The sequence below is a fragment of the Kothea flammea genome, assembly GCF_052161645.1.
Lineage (GTDB): Bacteria > Planctomycetota > Planctomycetia > Pirellulales > Pirellulaceae > Laterigemmans.
In genome coordinates this window covers 4082521-4107791 of the sequence record NZ_CP197414.1, presented here as the reverse complement: position 1 = coordinate 4107791, position 25271 = coordinate 4082521, and the positions used below count along the sequence as shown (strand labels likewise).

The window sequence follows — 25271 nt, the reverse complement described above, 5'->3', positions numbered from 1 at the left end:
GGGACGGAACCTTAAACGCGACATCCATCGGCCCCACACCGCCCAGTCAATCGCAGGCGATGTTTTGCGAACAGGCGATAGCCAATGTCGAGTCCCTGAGATATTAACGGCAACCTAGTCAACCAGACCAGCGGTCTCAAACCGATGGCAGCATACAGTTGACGAAAAACCTCCACACCGACGATCCATTGACCAGTCGGGAGCCGCCCGCGGATCTCGTTCATGAAGTCGTCCATCGTCTTCTGATACAAGCTCGGCTCGAAGTCTTCAGCGGCAATGTCAGTGAAACGAATCTGTTGGCGTCGATCAAGCCATCGCAGCAGCCGAATCTCCTTGGCACAGAGCGGACAATCGCCGTCGAAAAAGACTTCAACCGCCCAGTCAGTTGGCAAGTTCGCTTCCATCACTGCTTGTTACCGTCAGGAACGTTTTCAGCGGTGGAGATGTTTCCATCGGTAGGCGATGCCGACTCAGCAGTGGCTTTTGGCTTGATACGAATGAGCACTTCGTTGCGGCGAAAGAAACCCGGAATGTAAGGCGCATCGTATCCGGCTGATTCTGCCGCTCCGACTCCTTCGATGCCCTTCGTCGCCATCCATTCACGCAATTTTGCTTCTTGGCTCTGGGCCAACTTGGGGGACAGTTTCCCATTGAAACGGATTACCGCAAAGCGTCCACCTTGGCGTTTGCGAATTTCCACTTGTGCTCCCCTGGGTGCTGGAATTCCGGCGACGGCAACCTCCTTGGGAACGACAAATCCCATCTTGCCTTTGGACGCCTCGCCCTGCCCTTCCATGAAGACGGGAGTCGTCATGGCAATCTTCTGATTCGCTTCATTGGCGCCGCTGATGTATCGAAAGAGTCGCGAGAAACTGCCGTCGTTCCCCTGAGCGTCAAAAGCAGCTTCTGTGGAGGCCAACATCAGGTCGGGATACTCTCGGATCTCGATCCGGCCATCCGATTCGAGCACTTTATATTCGGCCGATTCGTATTCCGCTCGCGCGGAGACCGAAAAAGCAATCACACCAACGAGGGCAAAGCCGGCAGTCAAGCAGAACCAGACCATTTTCTTCTTCATCGTTTCACATTCCGTTTGTTTGGCGAGTAAACGCAAGTACCGTAGCGCACTGGCAAGTGGCCGGGGGAACTCCTGCGGCTCGTGGCTTGACTGGCGCTGCAAGCGGAACGCCTGCGCCTTCGCATGTGGGGCAAACGCAATCTCGTTCACTAAATCGTTTGACTGTCAACCGAAGGCGAACGCGCTCCCATTACAAGTACGCCTACGGCTGACTGTTTAACATGGGGCCCGCCAAGCTGGCCCTCATTGAACGGTATCGGGATCAAACAAAGAGCACTACCTACCGCTGAATCGCTTCGGCGAATAGGGCGATGGATCGAGGTGAACTTTTTCCCCCGTGATCATCTCGGCAATCATCCGCCCGGTGGCTGGTGCTAGACTCAACCCCAACATGTTGTGACCAGCGGCCAGATAGCCGTTGGGAAATTCGGGCAGCGGCCCGATGATCGGCAAACTGTCCCAGGTCATCGGTCGCCAGCCGTACCATTTCGACTCCGCCGGCCCATCCACCGATGCGACGAGATAGGGTCGCGCGGAATCCCTCAGCTGTTGGATGCGGTGGTCAGGGATCGACGTGTCATAACCTGCAAATTCCATCATCGAGCCAAGTCGCATTCCCTGGTCAAACGGCGAAACACCAACTTTATGCTCTGGAAAAAGCATCGGGTACTTGGGAGCGTGCTCGGGTCGTGCCAGCGTGACCGAATATCCTTTGCCAGGCTGGATCGGAATCGAACAGACCAGTTGCGATTGCCAGCGAGCTCCCCAAGCGCCGAGCGCGAACACAAAATAATCGCTGGTTAACTCGCCATGCGAAGTTTCGAGCGCGACGATCCGGCCCGCCGATTTTCGGACTGCCTGCAATGCACACTGGTCAATAAACTCAACACCGCGGGATCGCAGATTGGCCACCCATTGGCTGTTTAGCTTGTCAGGTCGCACCGATGTGTCACCTGGGTACAGAAACGCGCCGGCCAGTCCTGGTTTCAAGCCAGGATCGAACTCCGGCAACTTGTCGCCTTCAATTCGAGTCGCCGGAATGCCAAAGTGGCTGGATACCAATTCATCGGTCTTGGCAAAAGCATCCATGCCACGCTGGGTTTGCAAGACATATAACAGCCCGTCCTCTTTCCATTCGCAATCCAACGCAAGCTCAGCAACCAATCGATGGTACTCACTCATCGATGCTTCCAAAATGGCCTGCAGCGGTTTACCGGCGGCCAGCATCTGACGATGGTTGCATCGCTTGGCAAACTGGAACAACCACTTAAATAGTGCCGGGTTCCACTGTGGTTTTAAACGAAAGGGCGAACGCGGATTAAACAGTGAACGCAAAGCGACCGCAAATGCGCCTGGTTCGGTCAACGGCAACGCGTGGCTGGGACAGATATAACCACAATTCGATGCGGAACAAGCGCCGGCAATCGCTCCGTGGTCAATCACGCGGACCCGCAGTCCCGCTTCGCAGAGGTAGTGTGCGCAGGCGATCCCGACCACACCGCCGCCGACGATCGTAACAGTGTCGCTGTTATTGGAACTGTTGTCGCTAGACATGCTCGGCGATACCTCCGGGGTTAAACCCACAAGCGAACGGATCACCCGCCTGTCCGATTAACTTTGTTTCCCCACAAACAAATGCCTTCCCGGTAATGCTCGGGACCACAAGCGCGTGACCATCCAACGTCGCTGATTCGCGCTGATACTCGGCAACAAACCGCCCACCGATCACACTCTCCTGTACCCACTTGGTCGCCGGTTCCAACTTGCCGTCGGCCGCCAAGCAGGCTAATTTCGCGCTGGTGCCGGTGCCGCACGGCGAGCGGTCGTAAACCCCACCTGGGCACAAGACAAAATTGCGGCTGTCAGCTCCATTCATAGCCCGGTCTTGCGAAAGTTCCACGTGATCGATCACGGCCCCGTCGCGACCGGTGTGCCCCTGGACGGCCAACGCACTTTGGATCCGCCTGGAGACCAGCACTAGTTCGTCGATGTTATCGACCACCAATGGCAGCGGCGCATCATGCACCAAGAAAAACCAATTTCCACCCCAAGCAATATCGCCACAGACGATTCCTAAACCCTCAACGTCAACGCTCACATTTTGGCGGTAGCGATAGCTGGGCACGTTCTCAATCGTAACTTGGTTGCGACCTTGTAGATCGACCGACACTTGGCCGACCGGCGTTTCAAGCTGATGCACTCCCAAGCCGATGCGTCCGAGATAATGCAGCGTGACGGCCACTCCGATCGCGCCATGCCCACACATCCCCAAGTAGCCTGTGTTGTTGAAGAAAATTACCCCCGCCGCGCAGGATGGATCACATGGCTCGCACAACAGCGCACCCACCATCGCATCCCAGCCCCTTGGTTCGTTGATCAAAAACTGGCGATAATGATCGGCCTTCTCGCGAAAGCGAACCAAACGTTCGCTGATCGGACCCGTGCCCAGATCTGGACCACCCGATACGACAACCCGAGTGGGTTCACCCTCAGTGTGCGAATCAATAACTTGCAAAGTGAAACTCCCAACCGCGGCAGTGTGAAACCCAAGAACACCATCCCCTAGCCCCTAGCCCCTAGCCCCTAGCCCCTAGCCCCTAGCCCCTAGCCCCTAGCCCCTAGCCCCTAGCCCCTAGCCCCTAGCCCCTAGCCCCTAGCCCCTAGCCCCTAGCAACTCACTAAATAATCCTTGCCTTCCCAACTGTTCCACCAAGTTTGAAACTGATTTAATTGCGTCTTGGCATAACGAGCTTGGCTGGACGATAAAACATCGCTGGGATTTATTTGATACTCGTAATCGCGATCACCCAGGAGGTACAGCAAATACTTGTAGTACAACACCAAGTCGGGGCCTTCGTCAAAACGTGACAAGACCGTAAAGGCGTTAGATAGTTCACGCGCGAACGTGTCCGCGTGGCAATCACCCTGACTGGCTGCGACGCAGAGGGCGACATATTTCAGCACTTCGCCTGGTAAACAGTTTCCAATACCGGTAATCGCACCGACCGCACCGCAGCGAACGAAGCCGTGATAAACCTGTGTATCGACACCCGCCATCAGCAGCACGTTATCATCAGCGTGCGTGATATGCTCGCCGGCGTAGGAGAGCGAATCGGCGCCGCCGAATTCTTTAAAGCCGACTAAGTTTGGAAATTCGCTGCGGAGGTCAAAAAACAAATCTGCTTTGGTTTCAAAGCCATAATAGGGGCTGTTATAAATCACCGCGGGCAATTCGGGGGCGGCTGACAAAATTGCGGCAAAGTGATTCCGCTGGGCGGCTGCTGAAGTGCCTCGCGAGAGCACACGCGGGATGACCATCAGCCCCGCCGCTCCGACCGTGGCGGCATGGCTGGCGTGCTCCACGGCCAACCGCGTATTCTGGGCTCCCGTGCCCACGACAACCGGCACCTTGGCTTCGACTAACTTGCCGACACCTGTTTGTCGCTCTGCATCAGTCAGCAGCGGCCAGTCGCCCATCGATCCACAGTAGACGACCCCCGTCATTCCAGCGTCCACCATTTCCACACCCTTCTTCACTAGGGCGTCATAGTTAATGCTGCGATCTTCGCGACAGGGTGTCATCAAAGCAGGAATGCAGCCGCGAAAAATGGACGAGTCAACAGTCACGGTGTAGCTCCGCTGGGGATTTGGAAAAACTTTACTTGCCGACAGCGCGTATCAAAGCAAAAACGGTGACTAACCACCTCGACGTAGGTTCCGAGGAACCGAACGCTTGCCCGTTGCGGCGGATTCCGTTTCGTCTAATGACTTATGCAATCGCGAGCAGTTTACTTGAACTATCTGCGGCCGATCTTGGCTTGTATTTGCACACTCTATCGAAAATGCGCATAATGAAAAGATGGCTTCCAACGACCACATTCGCCGCCTGCTCGACTCGCTGAGTGCTCCGTTTACGGCGGAGCTGTTGTTTGATGGCTTCCACGACACGGTCTACTTCATCAAAAATGCGGCGGGCCAATATTTGGTCGTCAACGAAACGTTGGTTGGTCGCTGTGGGCTCAAATCGAAATCGCAGTTGATCGGCCGCACCTCCGAGGAGGTTTTAAGATCGCCATTCGGAGCGACCTTTACCTCGCAAGATAGCCTAGTGTTGGCATCCGGCAAGCCACTGATTGGGCAATTGGAACTGCACGTTTACGCTTCGCGGGACGTGGGTTGGTGTCTGACCAGCAAATATCCGTTGCTGGGGGCCACCGGTCAGGTGGTAGGGTTGGTCGGTGTCTCGCGCGACCTGGGACGGCCTGATAAAGCCAGCGACGATTACCAAAGTGTTGCTCAGGCGATCCGGTTCGCCGAAGAGCATTTATCTCGCCCGCTCAACGTGGTGAAGTTGGCGGAAATAGCCCAGCTATCGCGTTACCAACTCGATCGCCGCATGCAGATCGCTTACGGCTTAACCACTGGCCAGTGGTTACTCAAGCAGCGCCTCGATCGGGCCCGCCAGCAGCTGCAAGCGGGTGCCGCGCCAATCGTTGAAATTGCGCACAACGTCGGCTACGCCGATCAGAGCGCTTTCGCGAGACAGTTTCGCCGCGCCACCGGATTAACGCCAAGACAATATCGAAATTCTCAACGCGGCCCTACTTCGCCAGAACTCTAAAGTCGCCTTTCGCTCCGCGAAAGTCAGCAACCTTCACTCTTCACTCTTCACTTTTGTCAGAATCACTTGGCTTTGTTGCAAGCTAGGATCTCGGCGGACGGCTTCGGCCAAGTGTTGGCGCGCGGCTTGGTTTTCGCCACGACGCAGTTTTAACATCCCCAGATTGTGCTGGGCTGCGGCCGGGCCAATCGCCGCCGTGAACAGCTTCTCGGCCTCTTGGTACTTTCCTTGACTCCCCAGTACTAAACCGAGATTCACTCGGCTTTGCTTATCCTCCGGAGCCAACTCCAACGCTTTACGCAATTCAGATTCGGCCAATTCAAGGCGTCCGGTCGAGTACAGAAAGTATCCATAATCGCAATGAACCGCAGCCTCGTTATCAACTTCGCTGAGCGCCAAACGGTACTCGCGTTCGGCGGCATCGACCATGCCAGCTCGGTCGTACAGGACAGCCAACGGGTGTGAGATGTTTGGCATCTTGGGGTCTAACTTGCGCGCCTTTTCAAACGCCTCAATCGCTTCCACATCCATCCCCCGCTGCTGGGCAAGCATAGCGGTTTCAAAAGCGATGCGGGCGTCGAGTGTCGAACCTTGCGCGGCTTCCGCCGTGGTCTGCAGTTTGCCGCGCGACTCGGCTTCACGATTCGCCTCGGACGATTTAGATAGCAAGCTGCAGCCCGGCGAGGCAGCCAGTAATAGCAGCAAGGCCGCCATGCGGCGGGCTTGCCTTTTACGCTGCCGGTCGCGAATTGCTGTGCGCGCAGGCTGCGGGAAATCTGTTAGATGCAGTCTCCTCATTAGAAAAATCCACCTCCGCCCATACCGCCGCCCATGCCCATCCCCATGCCGCCCATACCACCCATCCCCATTCCGCCCATACCACCGCCTCGTCCACCACGGCCGCCCCCCATCATCATGCCGCCACCCATAAATTGGGTGTTGTAAATCTGTGGGGCTTCAATGCCGCGGACACCGACTGGTTTATCCGTGGTAAAGGTGACCAGGTTATCGATCCCGACGACACCCAGCGCCGCGAGCGAATCAATAACTTTCGTGCGACGCGTTTCATTGATTTCCAACTGCGCGTACAACGCCTCCTGATAGGTTTGATCAGGCTTAATGTTGATCGGCTCTTCTTCCAGCAGCACCAGGTGCGGGTATTGCGTCAGAGAATCCGCCAAGTCAACCATCTTTTCTTGCCCATCAGGCCCCAGGTCGGTGGAGCCGTTGAACCACAGGTTACGGGTGATAATCGATTGCTGATTCGCAGCCTGCTGGCTCATCGCCTCGGACCACTGGTTGACGTAAGTCCCTGGCGGTGAAGGGATCGCTCCGGGAGCTAATGGATCAACGCAGCGATCGGTGTTGACGATGCCCGCCTGCGGTCCGTGCAGATCGGAACTATTGGGCAAACAACTGCCACACTGTTTCGTTTGCATACAGCCTGGAGTCGCCATCGCGGTGACCAACCATGCCGTCAGCAGCATCCGCTTGCGCGCGGTGCTGGATTGTTCCGCTGGTTTCGTATCACTTTGATTTATCATTGGACAATCCCCGGCAACGCGACTGGTTCTGGAAGTGGTTTGCCTGAAGAATGACCAGGCATACCCAGAATGTATTTTTGCTCAACTTGCCTAAAGGCTTTCATGCGTTCGAGCGTTCCACGGACGGGGCTGCGGTAGTCTTCGGCAATGTCCCCTTCAATCTGACCGCAGATAAAGAAGTTCAAATCATCGGGCTCGAACGAGTCAGAACCTGGCAGCCCCACTCGACGCTCCGGCGGAACCGGAGAAACAAGTTTGGGGGTGACGACGAGGATCAACTCTTGCTCTTGATAGCTGGTCGAACGATTGGAAAACAGATTGCCGACAACCGGTATATCGCCCAAGTAGGGAACCCGCACCGAGTTGCTGGTTAGCGCCGTGCGGATCAAACCGGCAACAGCCAATGATTCCTCACTCCGCAGCTCCACCGTGGTTTGAAAGGTCCTGGTCGTCAGCGAAGGAGGTTGCGAGGGATCATTGTTCACACCGCCACCACCTCCGCCAATGCCACCACCTCCACCACCGATTCCACCACCGCCGCCGATTCCTCCACCCGCTTGTTCAGAAACCGTGGCGACCAAGTTCAGCCGGATGCGGTCACCGTCGCTGACCGTCGGCACCACCATCAGTTGGACACCGAACGGGACGAAGCGAATATTTTGGTTGACCGCGGCGACGGTGCTGGTCGACTCCAGAATTGGAAACTGCCCCCCCACCAAGAACGTGGCCGGTTGGCCGTTGAGCGTCGTCAGATTGGGTTCGGCTAGCGAACGTGCGAGGCCCAAGCGTTTGAGCGCATCGACTTGCAAGAAAAAGCGATTCGAGGCGAGCGAAAATTGCCCCACGCCATTGGTCGCGCTAAAATCGACTTGAGTGGAGCCGGGACTGATTTGATTGTCGCCGATACCGATTTCGCTGAGCAGGCTGCGGCCAGCGTCGCGGACCACCTCGGCCAGGGTGACTTGCAATTGCACTTGGTGCACACCGGCGATCTCCAGCATGTTGACGATCCGGCTGTTGATTACCGCGGCGTTAGCCCCAGTAACCGTTCGCCCCCGAGCAATCCCCGAAATACCACCCGCCTCGACAATGCGATCTGGGTCGTAGAAAGCAGCGTTAATCGGCAATCCCAGCGGACTTAAGCTGGCGTCGAGCAGCGGGTCGGCAAAAGCGGCTCCACGAACAGCGCGATCGCCACGGAGCGAGTTATCGCCGACGACCTTTTCGGTCACCGATAGCCGTTCTTCCGAGGAAGCGGTCGGTAAACTCTGTGACACGATACGAAGGATGTTGGTCGCCTCTTCGACATCTTTGGCCTTGCCCCGCACCAACACCTCCGCACCCACGTAAGAGAGCTGCACGACGCTGTTGGGGAAGGCGCGATTGATTTCCTTTTCCAAGTTACCCAACAATTGCTCAAATCTCCGCGAGCGATCCGGATCCTCGGAAACCCGCACCAAATAACTGAGCACCTCTTGCTCGCTGGGAGCGTCGGGCGAGCCGAACCAAAAGTTCAACACGGTCGACCCTTCTTCGAGGCCGTTAATGGAGATTTCGCGTTCCGTTAAGTTCAGCACATCGATGATCTCGGGATCACCAACTTGGTCCCTGAACGGAGCTGTTCGGAATCGCAGGATCGTGGGCCTGCCAACTTGAACATCCAAAGTGCGTCCTGGATCAACGCGTTCAACTAGAAAGCGGTCCTCGCGGCGCTGCATTTCGTCAGTGTTGGGGCTGGAGCTGGCAGCCGCGTTGGCCGGGTCGTCCGGCGGATAACGCCTTGGTGGCACGAGGCTCTCCAGTTGAAATCGCGCACCGGCTGAGTCTGCCGCGGGGGGAGCGATCACTTGGGGAGCGGACGGTCCCGGTAGGTTTTGGGCGAACCCCAGCGGAGTGCTTGGTGACTGGACAACTACCGCACAGGCCAGCACCCCCGCGAAAAATAGTCTTCGCGGTGCTTCGCGGAGCCTTATGAACTGGAGCATGCAAACCCTTTCCTGGGCATCTGTACACAAAAAGCGAGCGCGAGCCACGATTTTCCCGTTCGCTACGGGATCGTATCGGTTATTCCAGGTGTGCCGATTGAGCAAAGCTCGTCATAATCGGCCGATTCATTGCACATTGATTGCAAATAAAGCCGCATCAGGTTTGACAAGTGAGAAAACGTGTTTCAAAAACGGGAGTTCGTTGCTTGACGAATAGCAACTTTCTGTTCATTGTAGATGCAAGCGTTATGGGGTTTGATTTACAGCCCCGGGGTCCAAACCCAACTTCAACTTGCGACAATGTCGATTTTCGACCGTCCTTTCCTATCGATTTTGCTCTGCTGGACGCTTGTCTTCGGCCATGTTCCAGCGTGGTTGCATCATGCCAGCTGCGACGCCGATAGCTGCTGCCCCGCGGTCGTGGAAGAAACGGTCAATCCGGCGGCCTCGGCTAGTCCTGCGATCGAGCATTCACTGTGCTGCGGCCAACACGTCTCGCCTGTTGCCAAGCCGGCAAGCGCTGGTAAGACCTCGAGTGCTGGTAAGTCGGCAAGCATGGAGCCTACGCCGGTTGCTTTCTGCGACGAGGGAACGAAGAGCGGACAGCCGGACGATCATGATCCGGAGCGATGTGTGCTGTGCCAGTGGCTGGCATCAGCCGGCGGCAATCTATCGAGCACAGCGGCAACATTGGTTGTCGAGCAGCATTTTGAATTTCTTGTTCGGGCGACCGACATCATGCTGCCCAGCGTGGCAGTTTCTTTACCGAGTCCCCGCGGACCACCACAGCGAGTGTGAGCCGACGACGCCAGCCGCGGGCATTGCGATCTCGCGCCATCACCCGCGGACCTTACGTGATCTCACGGCAGGCACCAGCCGCGCAACTTACGTGCCCAACGGCACAAGCCGCGGGCGTTACGAGCCCAGCGTGCTGGTCTGGCAACATTTTGAATTTTCAGCCACACGTCAACGAGTGCTGAAAACAGCATTTGTGATGAATTTATAAAAAAGCAAACGAACCTATTGCAAATTCGTTGCATATGCATACCGTAATGGAGTTCTTGTTATGAGGGCGTTCTGAGTAGCAGGAATAAGGAGGAGTCAAGTTTGACAAGTCAGTTGGGTCGCAACTCCAAGCTTGACAAGAGATAAGCGACAAAGTTTGGTTATTTTCATTACTCGTTTCCAACAGAGGGAAACTAAGATGCGTAAGTTATTTAAGAACAAGAAGGGTCAAGGACTCGTCGAGTACGGCATCCTGGTCGGTGGTATTGCGTTGGTCGCTTTGGCGGCTACTGCAATTCTCGGTCATAAGACGACCGACTTGATCGGTACTGTCGCTGCGGCATTGCCCGCAACTCACGCCGATGGGAACGGAGCGATCATTAGCGGCAAGCTAGTTGCAACAACAGTTGGGATTGGTGAAGACGGCACTGGACTTGTTCTTGACGCCCAAAACCCGGGTTCGATGTCTGCGAACTTGGGGATTAACGGTGACGGACTCGTCATCGAACCTTAGTCGAGGAGATTTCCCACGAATCGGAACGGCTGCCCGATGATTTTCGAATCGTTGGGCACGCCCGTTTCGTGCTTTTAAATTGAAGAATTTAGGTATTTAGCTGTGGTGATTCTTGGTTTCTTCAGTAACGTACTTAGAATTTTTTTAATGTTTGCAACTGCTCGATCTAACAAGATTGTATTTCTATGATGGATTGGTGGTTTAATCTAATTCCTCTGAATGTGTGTGCGTTTGCTGTTTTCTTCGACCTTCGCAGCAGAGAAATTCCAGACTGGTTGCCTGTCGTATTAGTTAGTTGTCTTGCGTTGATGGGGTTGGTGAGCGAATCGACAATGGCTATTTGGAATCATGCAGCAGGAGGTGTTTTGTCACTCATAGTCGGAGCAGTCGTAGGTAGACGCGATCGTTTTGGCGGTGGCGACATAAAGCTCTTTGCTGCATTGGGCACTTGGTTTGGGCTGTTTGCCGTGATTCCTTTAGCACTTTGGATTGCAATTGCGGGCTTGCCACTTGCGATCTTCGCTGCCGTTAGGAAGCAGGCTGATTTCGCGTATGCGCCTGCAATTTTCTCCGGCGTCTTGGTGCATGTAATGGCACCTGATCTGTTGGCCCGAATTGCGACTTAGATTACCGACAGCTGATTCGTTTGTAGATTCAAGGAGGGGTTCCGTACTAAAAGGATAATCTGATGGCGAAGCAAAGACGATCAACCTTGCGAGGCTCGTACACCCCGATAGTTTTTATGACAATGACCATTTTCGGTCTGCTTGGGTTGACGTGCGCGGCACTTGCATGGATGTTCGGCTTCTTTGATTCAGAATCGTCGGTAAAGCCAATCGATCGAACCGGGCAACTTGCGTTCCCAGCGATCGTGCGCCCGTTAAGTGCACATGAACTGGTCACCAAGGACGATTTTATCATTCCGAAAACAAAGCAACTAAATGTTGTTTGGTTACCTGAGGCCAACGCTCAAGTGGCCTCTCGCAACATGTCCGACCTTATCGGTCGTGTTCTTAGCCGCGACAAACAAGCTGGAATGGTCCTCACGGAAGCCGATTTCATGGAGAAAGGAACTCGCCCCGGTTTGGTAGCCGGAATTCCTGCTGGCAAGTTCGCCATGTCAATCCCCGCATCCGGAATTCCTGGTTTGGAACAGCTACGGGGTGGCGATCGTTTTGATTTATTGGTAGCGCTGCCAGAGCGAGACGGAGAGGAGCAACTTTCTAACAGCGAACCGGCAGCCCTGTTCGGCGGCGTCAAGCCTGCTTCGCTTCGCGTCGGGCAACTCTCGCGACAGCACGGTATCAAACATCTTGTCACTAACGGGATGTTGGTAAACTTGTTTAACAGTACGGAACGATCGACAAACGGACCTTCCGGGTTAACCGTTAAGCCTGGTGGCAATCGATCAAAATCCACGACCGTGCAAACTGTTTACGCAGAACTAGCCATCGATCCAGAAGAAATTGGCCCGCTTACAGAGGCGATTTCGCTGGGAACCAAATTAACTTGCGTCCTCCGCAGCGGATTACCCAATGGGGATGTAGACGATGCAACGTCGACCGAGGGTCTGATTCCCGTGATCACAACTGCCACGACCGTGAACGCGTTTGCGGCGCTGACCGATGAAAACTTGATGGATGAGTCGACCGGCCGGCTGCATTATTACTATTTTTCAGAAGAAAAGCTCTCCGAGGAATGGATCACGGATCCTGCCAAATTATACGGCCGAGTGGTCGCACGATCGCTGCGACGTGGATCGTTGATTACCGAAAATGACTTACTCCCACCAGGAACGCGACCTGGAATCTCTGCGGGCCTTCCAGCGGGGATGGCGGGAATGTCGCTGTCTAAAGCAAATGTGCAAGGTTTTGAGAAACTCTCCATCGGCGACATATTTTCGATTCTAACGCGGGTGCCAGGTGAGATTAACTCCGCAATACCCACCACAACTTGGGCAACACTCCAGGGCGGTCAGCCCTCCCCAGATGATGCGCGCGTCAGCGAAATGGTGCGGACAGGGATTCGTGAAGTTGTTCGCGATGCTGTCTTTTTATCGGAGTTGGGGACCGACTCGGTGATCGTTGGAGTTCCCGAAATGGAAGTCGCCAAACTGGCGCAACTGATTCGGGACGAAGCCGAAGTCTTCGCGGTGGCCAGGTCGAGTCAGCAAGAATTGGAATCCACTCATGTTCCAGTGCGTCGTTCCGTCGAATTCGTCTCAGCGGAGGCCGCAAGTGATGGCTATTTTGTCGCTCAAAACCAAACAGACATCCCCGAACCAGCTCAGCGTCAAGCTGATAAAATCCCTGTACCGATCTTGGTGCAAGAGGTCTCCGCTTACGATGAACTCTCCATCGATGACTTCGTCGATCCGAGCACTGGGCGCATGCAAACGTTGTACTTCGACCAGGACGATATCGGAGATGATTGGGAGTTAGATATTCGTAGGTTGATTGACCGAGTTGCATTGCGTCCGTTGCGTGCCGGACGTCCGGTTCGCGCGACCGACTTGGCACCTCCGGGGTCGCCAGCTGGCCCCGCCGTTGGTCTAGAACCTGGAATGCGGGCTGTGACCGTCAACGCTGGGCAATTGATTGGACTGGAAACATTGCAAGTCGGTGCGGTATTTGACGTGGTTTCTGCTCGTGGCGTGGAGGTTAACTCGCTGGCGGACAACGTTCGTCGCTCGATCGGCAGCAGCGACGCGGTTAGAGAAGCGACAAAACTTCCCGCCGGACGCGTTGCCTCATCTCGCACAGTGGCATCGGCAGTCAAGCTGTTGTCGAACACTGGAGTCGCAAAGATCATGGTACCAACATCAACTGGCATGAGCGAGTCGCAAACGCAAACACGTCTAACGGCTGATGGTTCAACGATCACCGAAACGGTGAAGACAGACCCAGTGACTTTTGAGGAACGGACGGTGGCTCAGTATGTGCTAGCGGTCCAGAGCGAGTTTGTTGGTTCCGTCTTAGGACTATTGGACGATCAGAACCCTTTGTATGTCTCAGTACGGCCGTTAACGGACGACAATGGAGGAGAAACGTCGAGTAATCACGGCAAGAATAGTGATCGTCCTGTGCAAGCGGTTATTCAAGAGCATGTCCGGGGCCCCGACATCACTAGCGAAGTCTTCTTGACCGACCACCCTGAACCATTCGCCTCACTGCCCTTCGATCAGCAGGCCACACCTGGCAACGCCCGCGCTGTCGAGGGCCGCTGATGAACGAATCGACGTTTACTCCGAAAGTATTGATCTTTGCCAGTGACGAAACTGTCGGGCGCGAGATTCGCGATGCGGTGCGTAGCGGTGCGGCAGAGGGGCCCGTCAACTTGTATCTCACCACCGACTTGACAAGCGCCGTCGATATCGTTCGTGATCGTGAGCCCGACGCGGCGCTGCTCGAATTAACGGGCGATCTCGCAGGTGACCAAACACGGATCGGCGAACTTCGATCGACATCTCCCGAGCTTGCCATTGTGGGTGTCTATAACGCCGAATCGAATGCTTTGGGCATGGATTCCCGTTACATGGTGGAATTGGTGCGATTGGGAGTTAGCGATTTTTTACGGCGGCCGATTGCCGAAGGAGAACTAAACGGCTTCTTCGACCGGCTTACGCCGACATCACTCGACAACGCTCCCTCCCGCCTCGGAACATGCATCGCCTTCATCAGCAACAAAGGTGGTGTCGGCAAGTCGACTCTGGCGGTCAACGTGGCGACAGCCTTGGCGGCTCAATTTCCTGACGAAGTGCTGTTAATCGACGCTTCGTTGCAGATGGGCGTGTGCGCGCCGATGTTGAATGTGCTGCCCGAGACGACCTTAATGGACGCCTTTGAACAGCGGAAGCGATTGGACAGCATGCTGATTCGACAACTGGCCACGCCACACGAGTCGGGCTTGCTGTTGCTAGCAGCACCTCCTGATCCGCTGGCAGCGGCCGATATTGATGATCAATCAATCGTCCGCGTTTTGAATCTGGCTCGTCGCACATTTCGCTTCGTTGTCGTCGACACGTTTCCGCTGTTCGACCAAACGGTAATGAGCGTGCTGGACATCGCCAACCGTGCCTATGTCGTGTTGGACAACGTAGTCCCCACGGTACTCAGTGCGGTTAACTTGCTGCGACTTTTGGAGAACCTTCAGTACCCGCAGGAACGCCTGCGCATTGTGGTGAATCGCTACCAGCAGCTCGCCGGCAACCCACTCATCGATGACGTCGCTCGTTCGTTGAGAATGAAGGTCGACCATGTCTTGCCCTACGACAAACGAGCAATCACTGCGGCGAATGTAGGGCGTCCCTGCTCGATGGACATCGTTCGCTGGTCAAAATTTCATCGCGGGTTGAAAGAGATCGCTGGGGAGGTGGTGGCGCTGCAAGACATACCTCGGGAGATCGAATCATGAGCGACGACGCAAATATCGAAGCGGTCAAGTTAGCTCGCCAGCGTCTTTCGAAATTTCGCTTTCAGGTTCCCAAAGAACGTGCACATGAGCGCGAAACTAACAAGAACGCATTCAGCGTTTCGACAGAAGCATTAGTTAGACCAAAGACCGCCGATTACGTCACGGTCAAGACGGGGCTTCACCAGCGTCTGCTCGATCTGCTCAACGAGTCCCGGTTTGTGGCCGCATCCGATGAGGTTTTGGAAGAGGCAGTCGAAGAATTCGTCGATGGGGTGCTGGAAAGTGAAGACTTGCCGCTCAACGCGGCCGAGCAAAGGCAGTTGGCCGACGATTTGAAAGAAGAGACGCTCGGCGTTGGGCCGCTCGCTCCCTTGCTGGGTGATCCGGCGGTGACCGATATCTTGGTAAATCGCTACGATCAAGTCTATATCGAACGATTTGGGCGACTGGAAGTTGCCGACGTGCGCTTTCGCGATAACGGGCACTTGGTGCGTATTATTCAGCGAATCGCGGCCCGCGTCGGCCGTCGTATCGACGAAAGTTCGCCGATGGTCGACGCTCGTTTGGCAGACGGCAGTCGCGTCAACGCAACCCTTCCGCCGGTCACGATCGATGGTCCGACCCTTTCGATTCGGCGTTTTGGAAAACGACGCTTCCGCCAAGAAGATTTGCTGCGACTGGGTATGTTCTCATCCGCGATGCGTGATTTCATGCGATGGATGGTGGCTTCTCGGAGCAACATCGTCGTGGCTGGAGGAACAGGTGCGGGGAAATCGACGTTCCTCGGCGCTTTGTGCGAAGCAATCCCATCGTCTGAACGGATCGTGACAATCGAAGATGCTGCCGAGTTGCTATTGGATCAAGCACATGTTGTGCGGATGGAAACTCGACCTCACAACTTAGAGGGTTCGGGCCGCATCGCCGCTCGCGACCTTGTCATCAATGCCTTGCGAATGCGGCCTGATCGCATCATCGTTGGCGAAGTGCGCGGTGGTGAGGCACTTGATATGCTGCAAGCGATGAACACCGGGCACGATGGAAGCCTCACCACAGTTCACGCCAACAGCCCGCGTGATGCCATCTCGCGTTTGGAAACGATGGTCTTGATGGCGGGACTTGACTTGCCTTCGCGAGCGATTCGCGAACAGATTTCCGCAGCGGTCGATTTGATCATTTCGGTGCGGCGTTACGATGATGGGATCCGCCGTGTCGAGTCAATTTCGGAATTGACCGGTATGGAGGAGCTAACGCCACAATTGCAAGAAATCTTCGTCTTCAAACAACGTGGACGTAAGGATCGCCAGATCGTCGGTGAATATCAAGCGACCGGGATCGTGCCACGCCGAGTTCAACTTCTTCGCGAGCGCGGAATTGAAATTCCGCTTGAGATATTTCGCGGGGCCGGCGGGGACTGAGCATGACGAGCGTCATTCTGGGTATTCTCGCCGTCGTGCTGCTGAGCGGCTTGCTGGCGGTTGGCATCGCGCTGCATCGCAGTCAATTAGCAACGGTTGCTCGGGTTCGTCTTTTTGCGAATGCATCGCGCATCGGTGCGGAGGTGAATGGCGAAGAAGGAACGTTTACTATCAGACATCGACGCAGTGCCGTGCTGAGACGATACTGGTGGCTCAGCTTGCCGCTCGCCGCTTTGATAATCGTGTTGATTTGGTTTTGGTTTGGTATCCCTTGGCCTTACCTCGCGGCCTTCTTCGTCATGATGGTGTTGTGCGGTACCCAAGTGGACGACATTTTTCTGCAAAAACGAGTCCAAAAGCTTGAGCAACAACTTGCAGATTCGATTGACATGATGGTGGCAGCGGTCAAATCGGGGGCTGGGTTGCAATCTGCCTTGGAATCAAGTGTTAAGCAGGCACGTCGGCCATGGCAAACGGAGGCAGAGCAACTCACCAGAGCAATTCGGTATGGCGAGGATCCCATCGAAGCACTTGGTGATCTTTCTGAACGACTTCCGCTGGAAAGCGTTCTTCTTTTTTCGCAAACGCTAGCGGTTAATTGGCGTGTCGGGGGACGCCTGGCATTAACATTGGCGAATGTCGGCAGGACTGTCAGAGATCGTATCGAACTAACCCGCCGGATGAACGCGATGACGACGCAGGCCCGCCTGTCAGTGATCAGTGTAATCGCGGTGACTTATTTTATCGGTGCGTTGATTTGGCGGAACGATCCCGAGCGGATGACTGGCTTCTTAACCAGTATGGTCGGGCAAGTGATGGTTTCGGTCGGGATGCTATTGCAAGCTGTCGGGATTGTTTGGATTTCCTGGATGAGCAAGCCGAGGTTCTGAAGCAATGTCTGTTTCGCAAGTAATAGTCTTGCTACTTATGTTCACGGGCTTGCCACTCGCGATTTGGCTGCTGCGTTGGCTCTGGCTGTTGATTCAAAGTGAACAACGACTCGCGGTGGGAGCAACCGCGATCGATGGAGGCAATCAAGAAGTCTTACCAACGCAGCGATCATGGTTAGGTTGGTGGCTGTTTCAGGCCGGTTTTCGTAGGAACAATGCCGTTGTTCTTTTCTCACTGGCAACTTTAATCACGACTATCTTGTCGTTGATTTTGGCCTTTGCAATATACCGAAGCCAAGTAATAGCCTCACTGGAAACACTCCTCCGTGCCATTCCAGGCAATGTGGGCGAGGTCTTCTTGCCTCTTGTTTGGCTCAGCCCACTCGCGGCAATTACGGTTTTGTCCGCGTTACCTGCCGTTATCGTACGCGGACGTCGACGTAAGCGGGTGACACAGATTGAACAAGACCTGCCCTTGGCCCTCGACCTGTTGGCAACGCTTGCCGAAGCGGGACTTAGCTTTGATGCTGCACTGGATCGCGTGCTCGAGACGCAGCGACGGCAGCGTCCCCTTGCCGATGACTTTCGCTTGTTTCGGTTAGAAATCCTCACCGGCCGCGGTCGCATTGATGCGCTACAACGATTGAATCAACTCGTTAATGTCGCTTGGTTTGGAATTTTTGTCTCGGCGTTGATTCATGCCGAGCAAGTTGGTGCAGGATTAGCCGCCACGTTACGGGCCCAAGCGGATGACCTACGCAGTCGTCGTCGTGAACGGGCTCTCGCGATGGCGATGGCCGTGCCAGTCAAACTGCTTTTCCCGCTGATTACCTGTTTTCTGCCAGGCATCATGATTGCGTCGCTGGGACCGATCATCTTCCAGATCGTACAAGTACTCGATCAATTTACTCGTTCGGCCTTTGGAGGCTAGCGATGCGATTTCCGGTACTAGGACGATGGGAGGATGCGAAGACGGGTGAAGTCTTACTCCCACGCTTGTTCGTCGCGAGTACCTTCTGGCAACGCTTTCGCGGACTACAGTTTGCTCGGCCACTCGATTCTGAAAGTGGGCTACTGCTGCGGAACTGCCGATCGGTACACACGATGTGGATGCGTTTCCCAATTGATCTGATTTTCCTAAGTAAAGATTTAGAAGTCTTAGAAGTACGAACGGCCGTAACTCCGTGGCAAATCGTGGTCCCAAAAGTCAGAGAAGTCGCCCACGTCATTGAAGTTACGGCGGGGTATATGGCAGCCCCGTTAACAGGAGTGAAAACACGCTTTGAACACGCTGTTTCGGAGACGCAACGGGCGGATTAGCAATGACGCCACAACGCACGTTTTGCAATTTCCCCACGACTGAACACTGCATGAACAGCGGCTCGTAAGCTGTGCACCGCGCATTGACGCGGCATAAAATCGAGGAGCGAGAAAACGGCTCTAATTTGCACTCTGTCCCTTACAGGCAACCTGATTGCATATACAATATCGTCTTGTAAACTCGACTTTCACGGCTCCAACGCGAATCGCCCGATTTTGAGATGACGCAAACCGCCCTCAGCGATAACGAAAAACGGCAACAATCCCAACCGGGGCTGGCGCTGATCATCGGGGTCACCTTGATGCTGAGTTCGTTTTGGATGTTTGTCTGGCGAGGATCGCTCGATGGCGTCTTTCATTTTGACGACTACGGCAACATTGTCGACAACGAGCGAATCCGTCAATTGTGGCCGCTTGATAATTTCCTGCACAACAATCGTCCAGTTGGTCTTTATTCTTTTGCAATCAATTATTACTTCTCTGGCGCTGAGCCGTACGCCTACCACGTTGTTAACTTGGTGATCCATCTCACCAATGGGTTTCTCCTGATAGCTGGTTGCCTGCTGACGTGGCGACTTTATCACAAATATTGGAAACAGGAAAACCAGCCGCAAGTGACCTATTCCGCGCTATTGATGGCTGGCTTCATTTCAACCGCCTGGGTTGTCCACCCGCTAACCACCCAAGCCGTCACCAATGTCGTCCAGCGTTACGAATCGCTTGCCTCGATGGGGTACCTGGGAGTTTGGGTCGGAATGCTGTTCGTTTTAGACGGGCGAAAATGGTTGGGCTGCGCGATCATCTTGCCGATGGCATGGATCGGATTAATGTCGAAGGAGATTTTTGCCAGCGCGCCGCTAGCGGTCCTGCTCTTTGATTGTTTAGTCACACGAGACATGTGGAGGGGGATTGTCAAGCGGCGCTGGCTTCCTTACGCGCTCTTGCTCTCGCCTTACATCTGGTTCATGCCCAGCGTTTTACGATGGTTTGATCCGGTGCGTACGGCGGAAAGCTCAATGGGGATCGGACTTAAAAGCATTTCGCCGTGGCAGTATCTTCGAACCCAGCCGGAAGTTATCTGGCACTATCTAGGGCTGACGGTGTGGCCAAAGCAACTTTGCTTCGATTACGTGTGGCGAATCCAAGATAATCCCTGGATTTATTTGTCGCTGGGGGCTTCGCTGCTGGGGCTGATTGGTTTCGCCGCGGTGGCGTACACACGCTGCGTCGCGAAAAACAGCAAATTCGGCTTTGGACTCACAGGCTGGTTGATCTTGACGTTCTTTTTGATTCTAGCGCCCACCAGCAGTATCATGCCGATTGCCGACATTGCCTTTGAGCATCGCATGTACCTTCCCTCGGCAGTTGTCATCGCCGGGATCGGTTTGCTCGGGTGGTGCGTTGTACGCGGCCTACTACGCAACGCTGAGCGTCCTGCGGTCTTAGGTGTGGCCTTTGTTTGTACAACTGCTGCGTTCATCAGTCTGTTGTCGTGGCGTACGCATATTCGCAACCTCGACTATCGAGACGGGTTAATCCTTTGGCAAACCGCAGCGGATGCTTCACCGAAAAACCCACGTGCTTGGTATCATATCGGTCGCGAGCACATCCAACGCGGGGATCGTAAGTCTGCATTGAAACCGATGGTCAAAGCGGTTGGCTACTCTAATGTTAGTGTTCCTCTTTACGACATCGGTTTAGCGGATTGCCTCCAGCATATCGAGCGGCACGAAGATGCAATCACCTTGCTAATGCGGGCTCTGGCGAAAACGAACGAATACCCAGAAGTCCATAACGATTTAGGAGCTATATATCTAAAAATGAATCGACTTGACGACGCTGAGCTGGCCTTCAAAGTTGCGGTCGACATGGAGTATGCGACTGCCAAGTATAATCTTGCATTGGTTTACTCACGGCAAGGAAAAATAGCCCAAGCGATCGATATGTGGGAAGAAACACTTGTCGACACCCCAAGTCTGGTAGTTGCCGTGCGGCAATTAGCATGGACGCTGGCAACCACCAGTGATTCGCAACTAAGAGATGTCGACCGCGCCGAACAGTTGCTTCGAGAGCACTACCACTTGGATCAAAATCCCCAAGCAAACTCCCAAGCGGATTATGGTTCCCCTCAGGCTGCTTCAGAGAGGGGGGCTGGGAGCAAGGAGCAATCCACGCAACTACTAATGGCTACCCAAAGCGCCTACACACTCGACGCCTGGGCAGCAATCTTAGCCGCTAAAGGAGAATACGAAGCCGCCACCCAAGTCGCGACACAAGCCTTGACACTCGCCAAATCCAAACCGAACGAATTGCTGATCCCAGAGCTAACAAAACGTCTTACCGGTTACCAGCGTGGCGAACCATGCATCGACGGAGTTCAACCATGACGCAATCGGTAAAATACGGAGCAGATTTCTGGATCGTTGTCGCTGCCTATAACGAAGGCAGTCGGCTGGCCAATACTTTAAAGTCGATCACCGGCTTGGCCTCCATCGTCGTTGTCGACGATGGATCGAGGGATGATACTTTTGACGTTGCTTGCTCCTTACCGGTTTGGGTCCTGCGGCACCCGGTCAACTGCGGCCAGGGGGCGGCTTTGCAGACTGGCATTGACTTTGCTTTGTCGCACGGGGCCGAGGTTATCGTTACTTTCGATGCGGATGGCCAGCACGACGCGACGGACATTCCGCAGATGGTGCAACCAGTTTTGAGCGGGCAAGCTGATGTGGCACTCGGCTCACGGTTTCTCGGGGCGACAAAAAACATGCCCTGGTCCCGACGGCTGCTGTTGAAACTGGCCGTCGTGTTTACGCGGCTGACCAATGGTATGATGTTGACCGATACGCATAACGGTTTTCGAGTCTTCTCGCGGAAGGCGGCTGAGCAGATTCGGATTCGACAACCGCGGATGGCGCACGCCTCGGAGATTCTTGATCAAATTGCCAAACATAAACTACGTTACGTCGAAGTTCCCGTGACGGTCCGCTATCACGCGGCGACACTGGCGAAGGGGCAAAGTTCCTGGGACGCTGTTCGCATCTCGGGGCAACTTCTGGCCGGGAGGTTGTGGAAATGAATTTGTTCCAGCTGCTCACAATTCCGATCCTAGCGTTACTGGCTGTGCTCGAAATTCGCGCATACCTACGTAACCACCAACCGATCCATTTGCTCCGCGAAGTCGTCTGGTTAGTCGGCATTGCGATCATCTTGCTGCCGAGTGTAACGACTCGAATCGCGACTTGGATGGGCATCGGTCGTGGCACCGATTTGGTCTTCTATGCTTTTATGTTGCTCTCCACCGGAGCGATGTTTTACCTTTACGGCCGCAACTACGTTCTCCGCCGCGACCTGGTGGAACTCGTTCGCCGCGATGCGCTGCGTGGTCCCACCGCCGGTGTTGGATTAGCCGACAACAATGGAAAGATGTCGTCCTCATCTCACAGCGAGATGGGAGGCGGATCATGATCACGCAAGCCGTCACGCTGGTCATTCCTGGACGCAATTGCGCATCAACGTTGGATCGTTGTTTGTCTTCGGTCGTGCCGCTGAAAGAGTCGGGCGAGCTTGAGGAAATCATTTTCGTTGACGACGGATCCACGGATGCAACGTCCGATATCGCCGCTCGATATCCAGTGCGAGTCATTCAAGGAACCGGGCAAGGCCCAGGTGCGGCGCGCAATTTGGGCTGGCAAACGGCGGATACGGAACTGATTTGGTTCATCGACAGCGACTGCGTGGCTGAACCCGATGCGCTCGCTCGCTTGCTCGCGCACGTTGGTGTCCCGGCTTCAGCCGGCATGGTCGCATGCGATCCGCCTAAAGGCGGTACACCAACGGTCGCTGGAGTCGGAGGCAGCTATACAAACCTCTACCCAGATTCGCTCGTCGCCACGCTGATCCACGAAGAGATCGTGGCACGCCATCGTCGCATGAAGCGAGAAGTCGATTTCTTGGCAACTTTCAACGTCATCTATCGCCGCAGCGTGCTTGAGGAGCTTGGCGGTTTCAACGAAGCGCTCAAGCTAGCCCAAGACGCCGAGTTCTCTTACCGCGTGCGAGCCGCTGGACACCGTTTGAACTTCGAGCTCGAATCCCGAGTCGGCCATCATCACCCGCGAAATCTGTGGCGATACCTGAAGACACAGTGTCGCCAGGGGTATTATCGCATAATGCTGTATCGACAGCACCCGACGAAAGCCGGAGGTGATTCCTATTCAGGGATACTTGACTTTCTCCCGCCACCGGTCGGTTTGTTGTGTCTGATCTTGGCCCCGACGCTACTCCTTGCCGACGCGAGACTCAGTTTCCTTGTCGTAGCGTTGGCTCTGCTGTTGATCGCACTTCATTTTCCGATCACGATGCGTTTGGCGAGGCAAGGTGGAGCATCAATGTGGAACTTCCTGTGGTTCGGAAGTGTACGTGCAATCGCCCGAGGGCTCGGACTCGCCTATGGAGCGGCGGTTGCGTTGTCTAACATCCTGCTTACCTCGCCGCGTGAGTTTACAAGCAGCAGTCAACCGTCCGGTTTATCGGTTTTGTCAGCATCTGAGCCGAAAGAATGAATCAGGATATGGAAGTAGATGTCGAAACGCTGACGCAAACGAGGGAAAACACGTTTGACCGCATTCGCAAAACAATTGCGGCGGAAGCACAAACGTTGCTTCGGCTTTCAGAGAGAGTCGATAGGACAAGTGTGGCAGTCGTGGAACAAGTTCTTCGATGCACGGGACGTGTTATCGTCGTTGGCATGGGAAAGTCAGGACTTGTGGGCAGAAAGATGGCTGCAACGTTTTGCAGCACTGGCACACCTGCTTTTTTCTTGCATCCCGTCGAGGCTTGCCATGGCGACCTTGGGATCGTTGCCCCAGACGACATCGCAATAGCCCTGTCCTCAAGTGGGGAAACGGAGGAAGTCCTCAACCTGCTTCCCCAGCTAAAGCGGTTGGGTGTGCTGCTAATCTCAATCACCGGGCAGCGAAAGTCGTCGCTTGGAACGCGAAGCGATTTGGTGCTTGAGATAGAAGTGGAACAGGAGGCGGACCCACTTGGGGTGGCTCCCATGTGCAGCACCACTGCGATGCTCGCAATGGGCGATGCTTTGGCGGCGGCTCTGGTGGAGGCGAGGGGATTTACGCGTGAGCAATTTGCCAGCTTTCATCCCGGTGGCCACTTAGGGAGAAAGTTACTCCTGTACGTGCGCGATCTGATGCATGACGGAGACACCCTCCCGGTAGTTCAGTCGGACCTGCCACTTCGAGCTGCAATATGTGAAATGAGCGACAAGCGTCTCGGGGCAATCATTGTCGCGGATGATTCAGGAACGATGGAAGGAATCTTCACCGATGGTGACCTGAGACGGTTGTTAGAAAAAAACGACAATCCTCTTTCCATGCGCGTCGGTGACGCGATGACACTTCGACCGAAGACCACGTATGCAGGATGCTTGGCGGCAGAAGCACTTCACGAAATGCAGCAGCGGGCGGTTTCTGTACTTCCTGTTCTCGATGAAACTCAAAAGGTTGTTGGTGCGATTCATCTGCACGACCTCGTCAGGGCGGGCCTAGCATGACACACCACAAGCACCCACCCAACTCAGGCGAGTCAACGGTAGAAATACGCGGTGAAACTCTGGAACACGATCAATTAACGGAAGCGATTTACACGGCCGATTCGTTGCTTCGCCGTCCGAGGCGTCTGATCCGAGAGATGGTGCACGATCTACGCGCCTCGCGCGAACTCGCGTGGCGATTGTTCGTTCGCGATCTGAGCGCACAGTATCGACTGTCGTACTTGGGATACCTTTGGGTCTTTCTACCACCGCTGGCTACTATGGCGGTGTGGGTGTTCTTGAACAAACAGGGGATCATGAATGTTGGCGACACACCAGTTCCGTACCCCGTTTTTGTTTTAACTGGCGTATTGCTTTGGGAGGGCTTTGCCGGTGCGCTCAACAGCCCGTTGCAAGTCATCCGCGACGCAGCGTCGATGTTGACGAAGATCAATTTTCCGCGAGAAGCGTTGCTGATCGCCGGATTTGGGCAGGTGCTCTTCAACACAGCCGTTCGCCTCCTGTTGTTGGCCGGAGTATTCCTTTGGTATCAGCAATCGCTTCCCTGGACGGCCCTGTTGGCGCCGCTTGGAATCTTGTCAGTGCTGATGCTCGGCTTTACCATCGGACTATTGTTGGTCCCGGTGGGAATGCTGTACCAAGACGTCAGTCGCGGCTTGGTGATGCTCACGACCTTCTGGTTCTTCTTGACACCGGTTGTCTATCCTCCGCCAACGAGTTGGCCTGGCTCACTACTTAATTGGATGAATCCGGTGAGTCCACTGTTACTGACCACACGAGAAATGTTGACAACGGGAGACCTTTCGCGAAGTGGTGACTTTTTGATCGTAACTTGCTTGATGCTTATGTTCTTGGTTGTGGCCTGGGTTAGCTACCGACTGGCGTTGCCGCACCTAATTGCCCGGATGAGCGCGTGA

Annotated in this window: 24 protein-coding genes; 16 read left to right on the top strand and 8 right to left on the bottom strand. The window is 54.9% G+C overall.

Annotated features, from left to right (window positions below):
• Positions 1 to 11: 11 nt before the first annotated feature.
• The 5 genes from SH139x_RS15510 to SH139x_RS15490 all read right to left on the bottom strand — a co-directional run bounded on the left by SH139x_RS15510 (position 12) and on the right by SH139x_RS15490 (position 4705).
• Positions 12 to 392, bottom strand: a complete 381-nt coding sequence (locus SH139x_RS15510) for a thiol-disulfide oxidoreductase DCC family protein (protein WP_488350687.1) — start codon at positions 390 to 392, stop codon at positions 12 to 14.
• Between the two features lie 11 nt (positions 393 to 403).
• On the bottom strand, positions 404 to 1078 hold the full coding sequence (locus tag SH139x_RS15505) for an SOUL family heme-binding protein (protein WP_488350686.1): 675 nt from the start codon (positions 1076 to 1078) through the stop codon (positions 404 to 406).
• Positions 1079 to 1354: 276 nt separating this feature from the next.
• On the bottom strand, positions 1355 to 2632 hold the full coding sequence (locus SH139x_RS15500; protein ID WP_488350685.1) for an NAD(P)/FAD-dependent oxidoreductase: 1278 nt from the start codon (positions 2630 to 2632) through the stop codon (positions 1355 to 1357).
• Positions 2625 to 3593, bottom strand: a complete 969-nt coding sequence (locus SH139x_RS15495) for a proline racemase family protein (protein ID WP_488350684.1) — start codon at positions 3591 to 3593, stop codon at positions 2625 to 2627. Before SH139x_RS15495 ends, SH139x_RS15500 begins: the two co-directional genes overlap by 8 nt.
• A 152-nt stretch (positions 3594 to 3745) precedes the next feature.
• Positions 3746 to 4705 carry a dihydrodipicolinate synthase family protein gene (locus tag SH139x_RS15490; protein WP_488350683.1) on the bottom strand — a complete coding sequence of 320 codons (960 nt, stop codon included), beginning with the start codon at positions 4703 to 4705 and terminating at the stop codon, positions 3746 to 3748.
• Positions 4706 to 4937: 232 nt separating this feature from the next.
• Between SH139x_RS15490 and SH139x_RS15485 the strand changes: the two genes are divergently transcribed.
• Entirely contained in the window at positions 4938 to 5699 is a 762-nt protein-coding gene (locus tag SH139x_RS15485; RefSeq protein ID WP_488350682.1) for a PAS domain-containing protein, read from the top strand.
• A 33-nt stretch (positions 5700 to 5732) separates the two neighbouring features.
• Here SH139x_RS15485 and SH139x_RS15480 read toward each other — a convergent pair whose 3' ends face one another.
• The 3 genes from SH139x_RS15480 to SH139x_RS15470 are packed head-to-tail and all read right to left on the bottom strand — an operon-like array spanning position 5733 to position 9228.
• Complete coding sequence (locus tag SH139x_RS15480; protein ID WP_488350681.1) at positions 5733 to 6497, bottom strand: tetratricopeptide repeat protein; 765 nt, start codon at positions 6495 to 6497, stop codon at positions 5733 to 5735.
• On the bottom strand, positions 6497 to 7243 hold the full coding sequence (locus SH139x_RS15475; RefSeq protein WP_488350680.1) for a hypothetical protein: 747 nt from the start codon (positions 7241 to 7243) through the stop codon (positions 6497 to 6499). The genes SH139x_RS15480 and SH139x_RS15475 overlap by 1 nt, the downstream gene beginning before the upstream one ends.
• Positions 7240 to 9228 (bottom strand): type II and III secretion system protein family protein, encoded by a 1989-nt coding sequence (locus tag SH139x_RS15470; protein ID WP_488350679.1) that lies wholly within the window; start codon positions 9226 to 9228, stop codon positions 7240 to 7242. The genes SH139x_RS15475 and SH139x_RS15470 overlap by 4 nt, the downstream gene beginning before the upstream one ends.
• Positions 9229 to 9528: 300 nt before the next feature.
• Here SH139x_RS15470 and SH139x_RS15465 point away from each other — a divergent pair, with 300 nt between their 5' ends.
• The 15 genes from SH139x_RS15465 to SH139x_RS15395 all read left to right on the top strand — a co-directional run bounded on the left by SH139x_RS15465 (position 9529) and on the right by SH139x_RS15395 (position 25271).
• Positions 9529 to 10026, top strand: a complete 498-nt coding sequence (locus SH139x_RS15465) for a hypothetical protein (RefSeq protein WP_488350678.1) — start codon at positions 9529 to 9531, stop codon at positions 10024 to 10026.
• A gap of 406 nt (positions 10027 to 10432) precedes the next feature.
• Positions 10433 to 10747 (top strand): Flp family type IVb pilin, encoded by a 315-nt coding sequence (locus tag SH139x_RS15460; protein ID WP_488350677.1) that lies wholly within the window; start codon positions 10433 to 10435, stop codon positions 10745 to 10747.
• Between the two features lie 185 nt (positions 10748 to 10932).
• Positions 10933 to 11373 carry a prepilin peptidase gene (locus SH139x_RS15455; protein ID WP_488350676.1) on the top strand — a complete coding sequence of 147 codons (441 nt, stop codon included), beginning with the start codon at positions 10933 to 10935 and terminating at the stop codon, positions 11371 to 11373.
• A 116-nt stretch (positions 11374 to 11489) separates the two neighbouring features.
• On the top strand, positions 11490 to 13973 hold the full coding sequence (locus SH139x_RS15450) for a CpaB family protein (RefSeq protein WP_488350675.1): 2484 nt from the start codon (positions 11490 to 11492) through the stop codon (positions 13971 to 13973).
• Positions 13973 to 15160, top strand: coding sequence for a CpaE/TadZ family protein (locus SH139x_RS15445; protein ID WP_488350674.1), 1188 nt, complete (start codon positions 13973 to 13975; stop codon positions 15158 to 15160). Before SH139x_RS15450 ends, SH139x_RS15445 begins: the two co-directional genes overlap by 1 nt.
• Complete coding sequence (locus SH139x_RS15440; RefSeq protein WP_488350673.1) at positions 15157 to 16575, top strand: TadA family conjugal transfer-associated ATPase; 1419 nt, start codon at positions 15157 to 15159, stop codon at positions 16573 to 16575. Before SH139x_RS15445 ends, SH139x_RS15440 begins: the two co-directional genes overlap by 4 nt.
• 2 nt (positions 16576 to 16577) lie before the next feature.
• Positions 16578 to 17465, top strand: coding sequence for a type II secretion system F family protein (locus SH139x_RS15435; RefSeq protein WP_488350672.1), 888 nt, complete (start codon positions 16578 to 16580; stop codon positions 17463 to 17465).
• 4 nt (positions 17466 to 17469) lie between these two features.
• Positions 17470 to 18396: a type II secretion system F family protein gene (locus tag SH139x_RS15430; RefSeq protein ID WP_488350671.1), complete on the top strand. Its 927-nt coding sequence runs from the start codon at positions 17470 to 17472 to the stop codon at positions 18394 to 18396.
• A 2-nt stretch (positions 18397 to 18398) separates the two neighbouring features.
• Positions 18399 to 18785, top strand: a complete 387-nt coding sequence (locus SH139x_RS15425; RefSeq protein ID WP_488350670.1) for a DUF192 domain-containing protein — start codon at positions 18399 to 18401, stop codon at positions 18783 to 18785.
• Between the two features lie 221 nt (positions 18786 to 19006).
• The gene (locus SH139x_RS15420) at positions 19007 to 21172 is read left to right on the top strand and encodes a tetratricopeptide repeat protein (protein ID WP_488350669.1); all 2166 of its coding nucleotides are present in this window, start codon (positions 19007 to 19009) and stop codon (positions 21170 to 21172) included.
• Entirely contained in the window at positions 21169 to 21861 is a 693-nt protein-coding gene (locus SH139x_RS15415; protein WP_488350668.1) for a glycosyltransferase family 2 protein, read from the top strand. Before SH139x_RS15420 ends, SH139x_RS15415 begins: the two co-directional genes overlap by 4 nt.
• Entirely contained in the window at positions 21858 to 22250 is a 393-nt protein-coding gene (locus SH139x_RS15410) for a DUF2304 family protein (RefSeq protein WP_488350667.1), read from the top strand. Before SH139x_RS15415 ends, SH139x_RS15410 begins: the two co-directional genes overlap by 4 nt.
• On the top strand, positions 22247 to 23347 hold the full coding sequence (locus tag SH139x_RS15405; RefSeq protein ID WP_488350666.1) for a glycosyltransferase family 2 protein: 1101 nt from the start codon (positions 22247 to 22249) through the stop codon (positions 23345 to 23347). The genes SH139x_RS15410 and SH139x_RS15405 overlap by 4 nt, the downstream gene beginning before the upstream one ends.
• Positions 23344 to 24354, top strand: a complete 1011-nt coding sequence (locus tag SH139x_RS15400; protein WP_488350665.1) for a KpsF/GutQ family sugar-phosphate isomerase — start codon at positions 23344 to 23346, stop codon at positions 24352 to 24354. Before SH139x_RS15405 ends, SH139x_RS15400 begins: the two co-directional genes overlap by 4 nt.
• The gene (locus SH139x_RS15395; RefSeq protein ID WP_488350664.1) at positions 24351 to 25271 is read left to right on the top strand and encodes an ABC transporter permease; all 921 of its coding nucleotides are present in this window, start codon (positions 24351 to 24353) and stop codon (positions 25269 to 25271) included. The genes SH139x_RS15400 and SH139x_RS15395 overlap by 4 nt, the downstream gene beginning before the upstream one ends.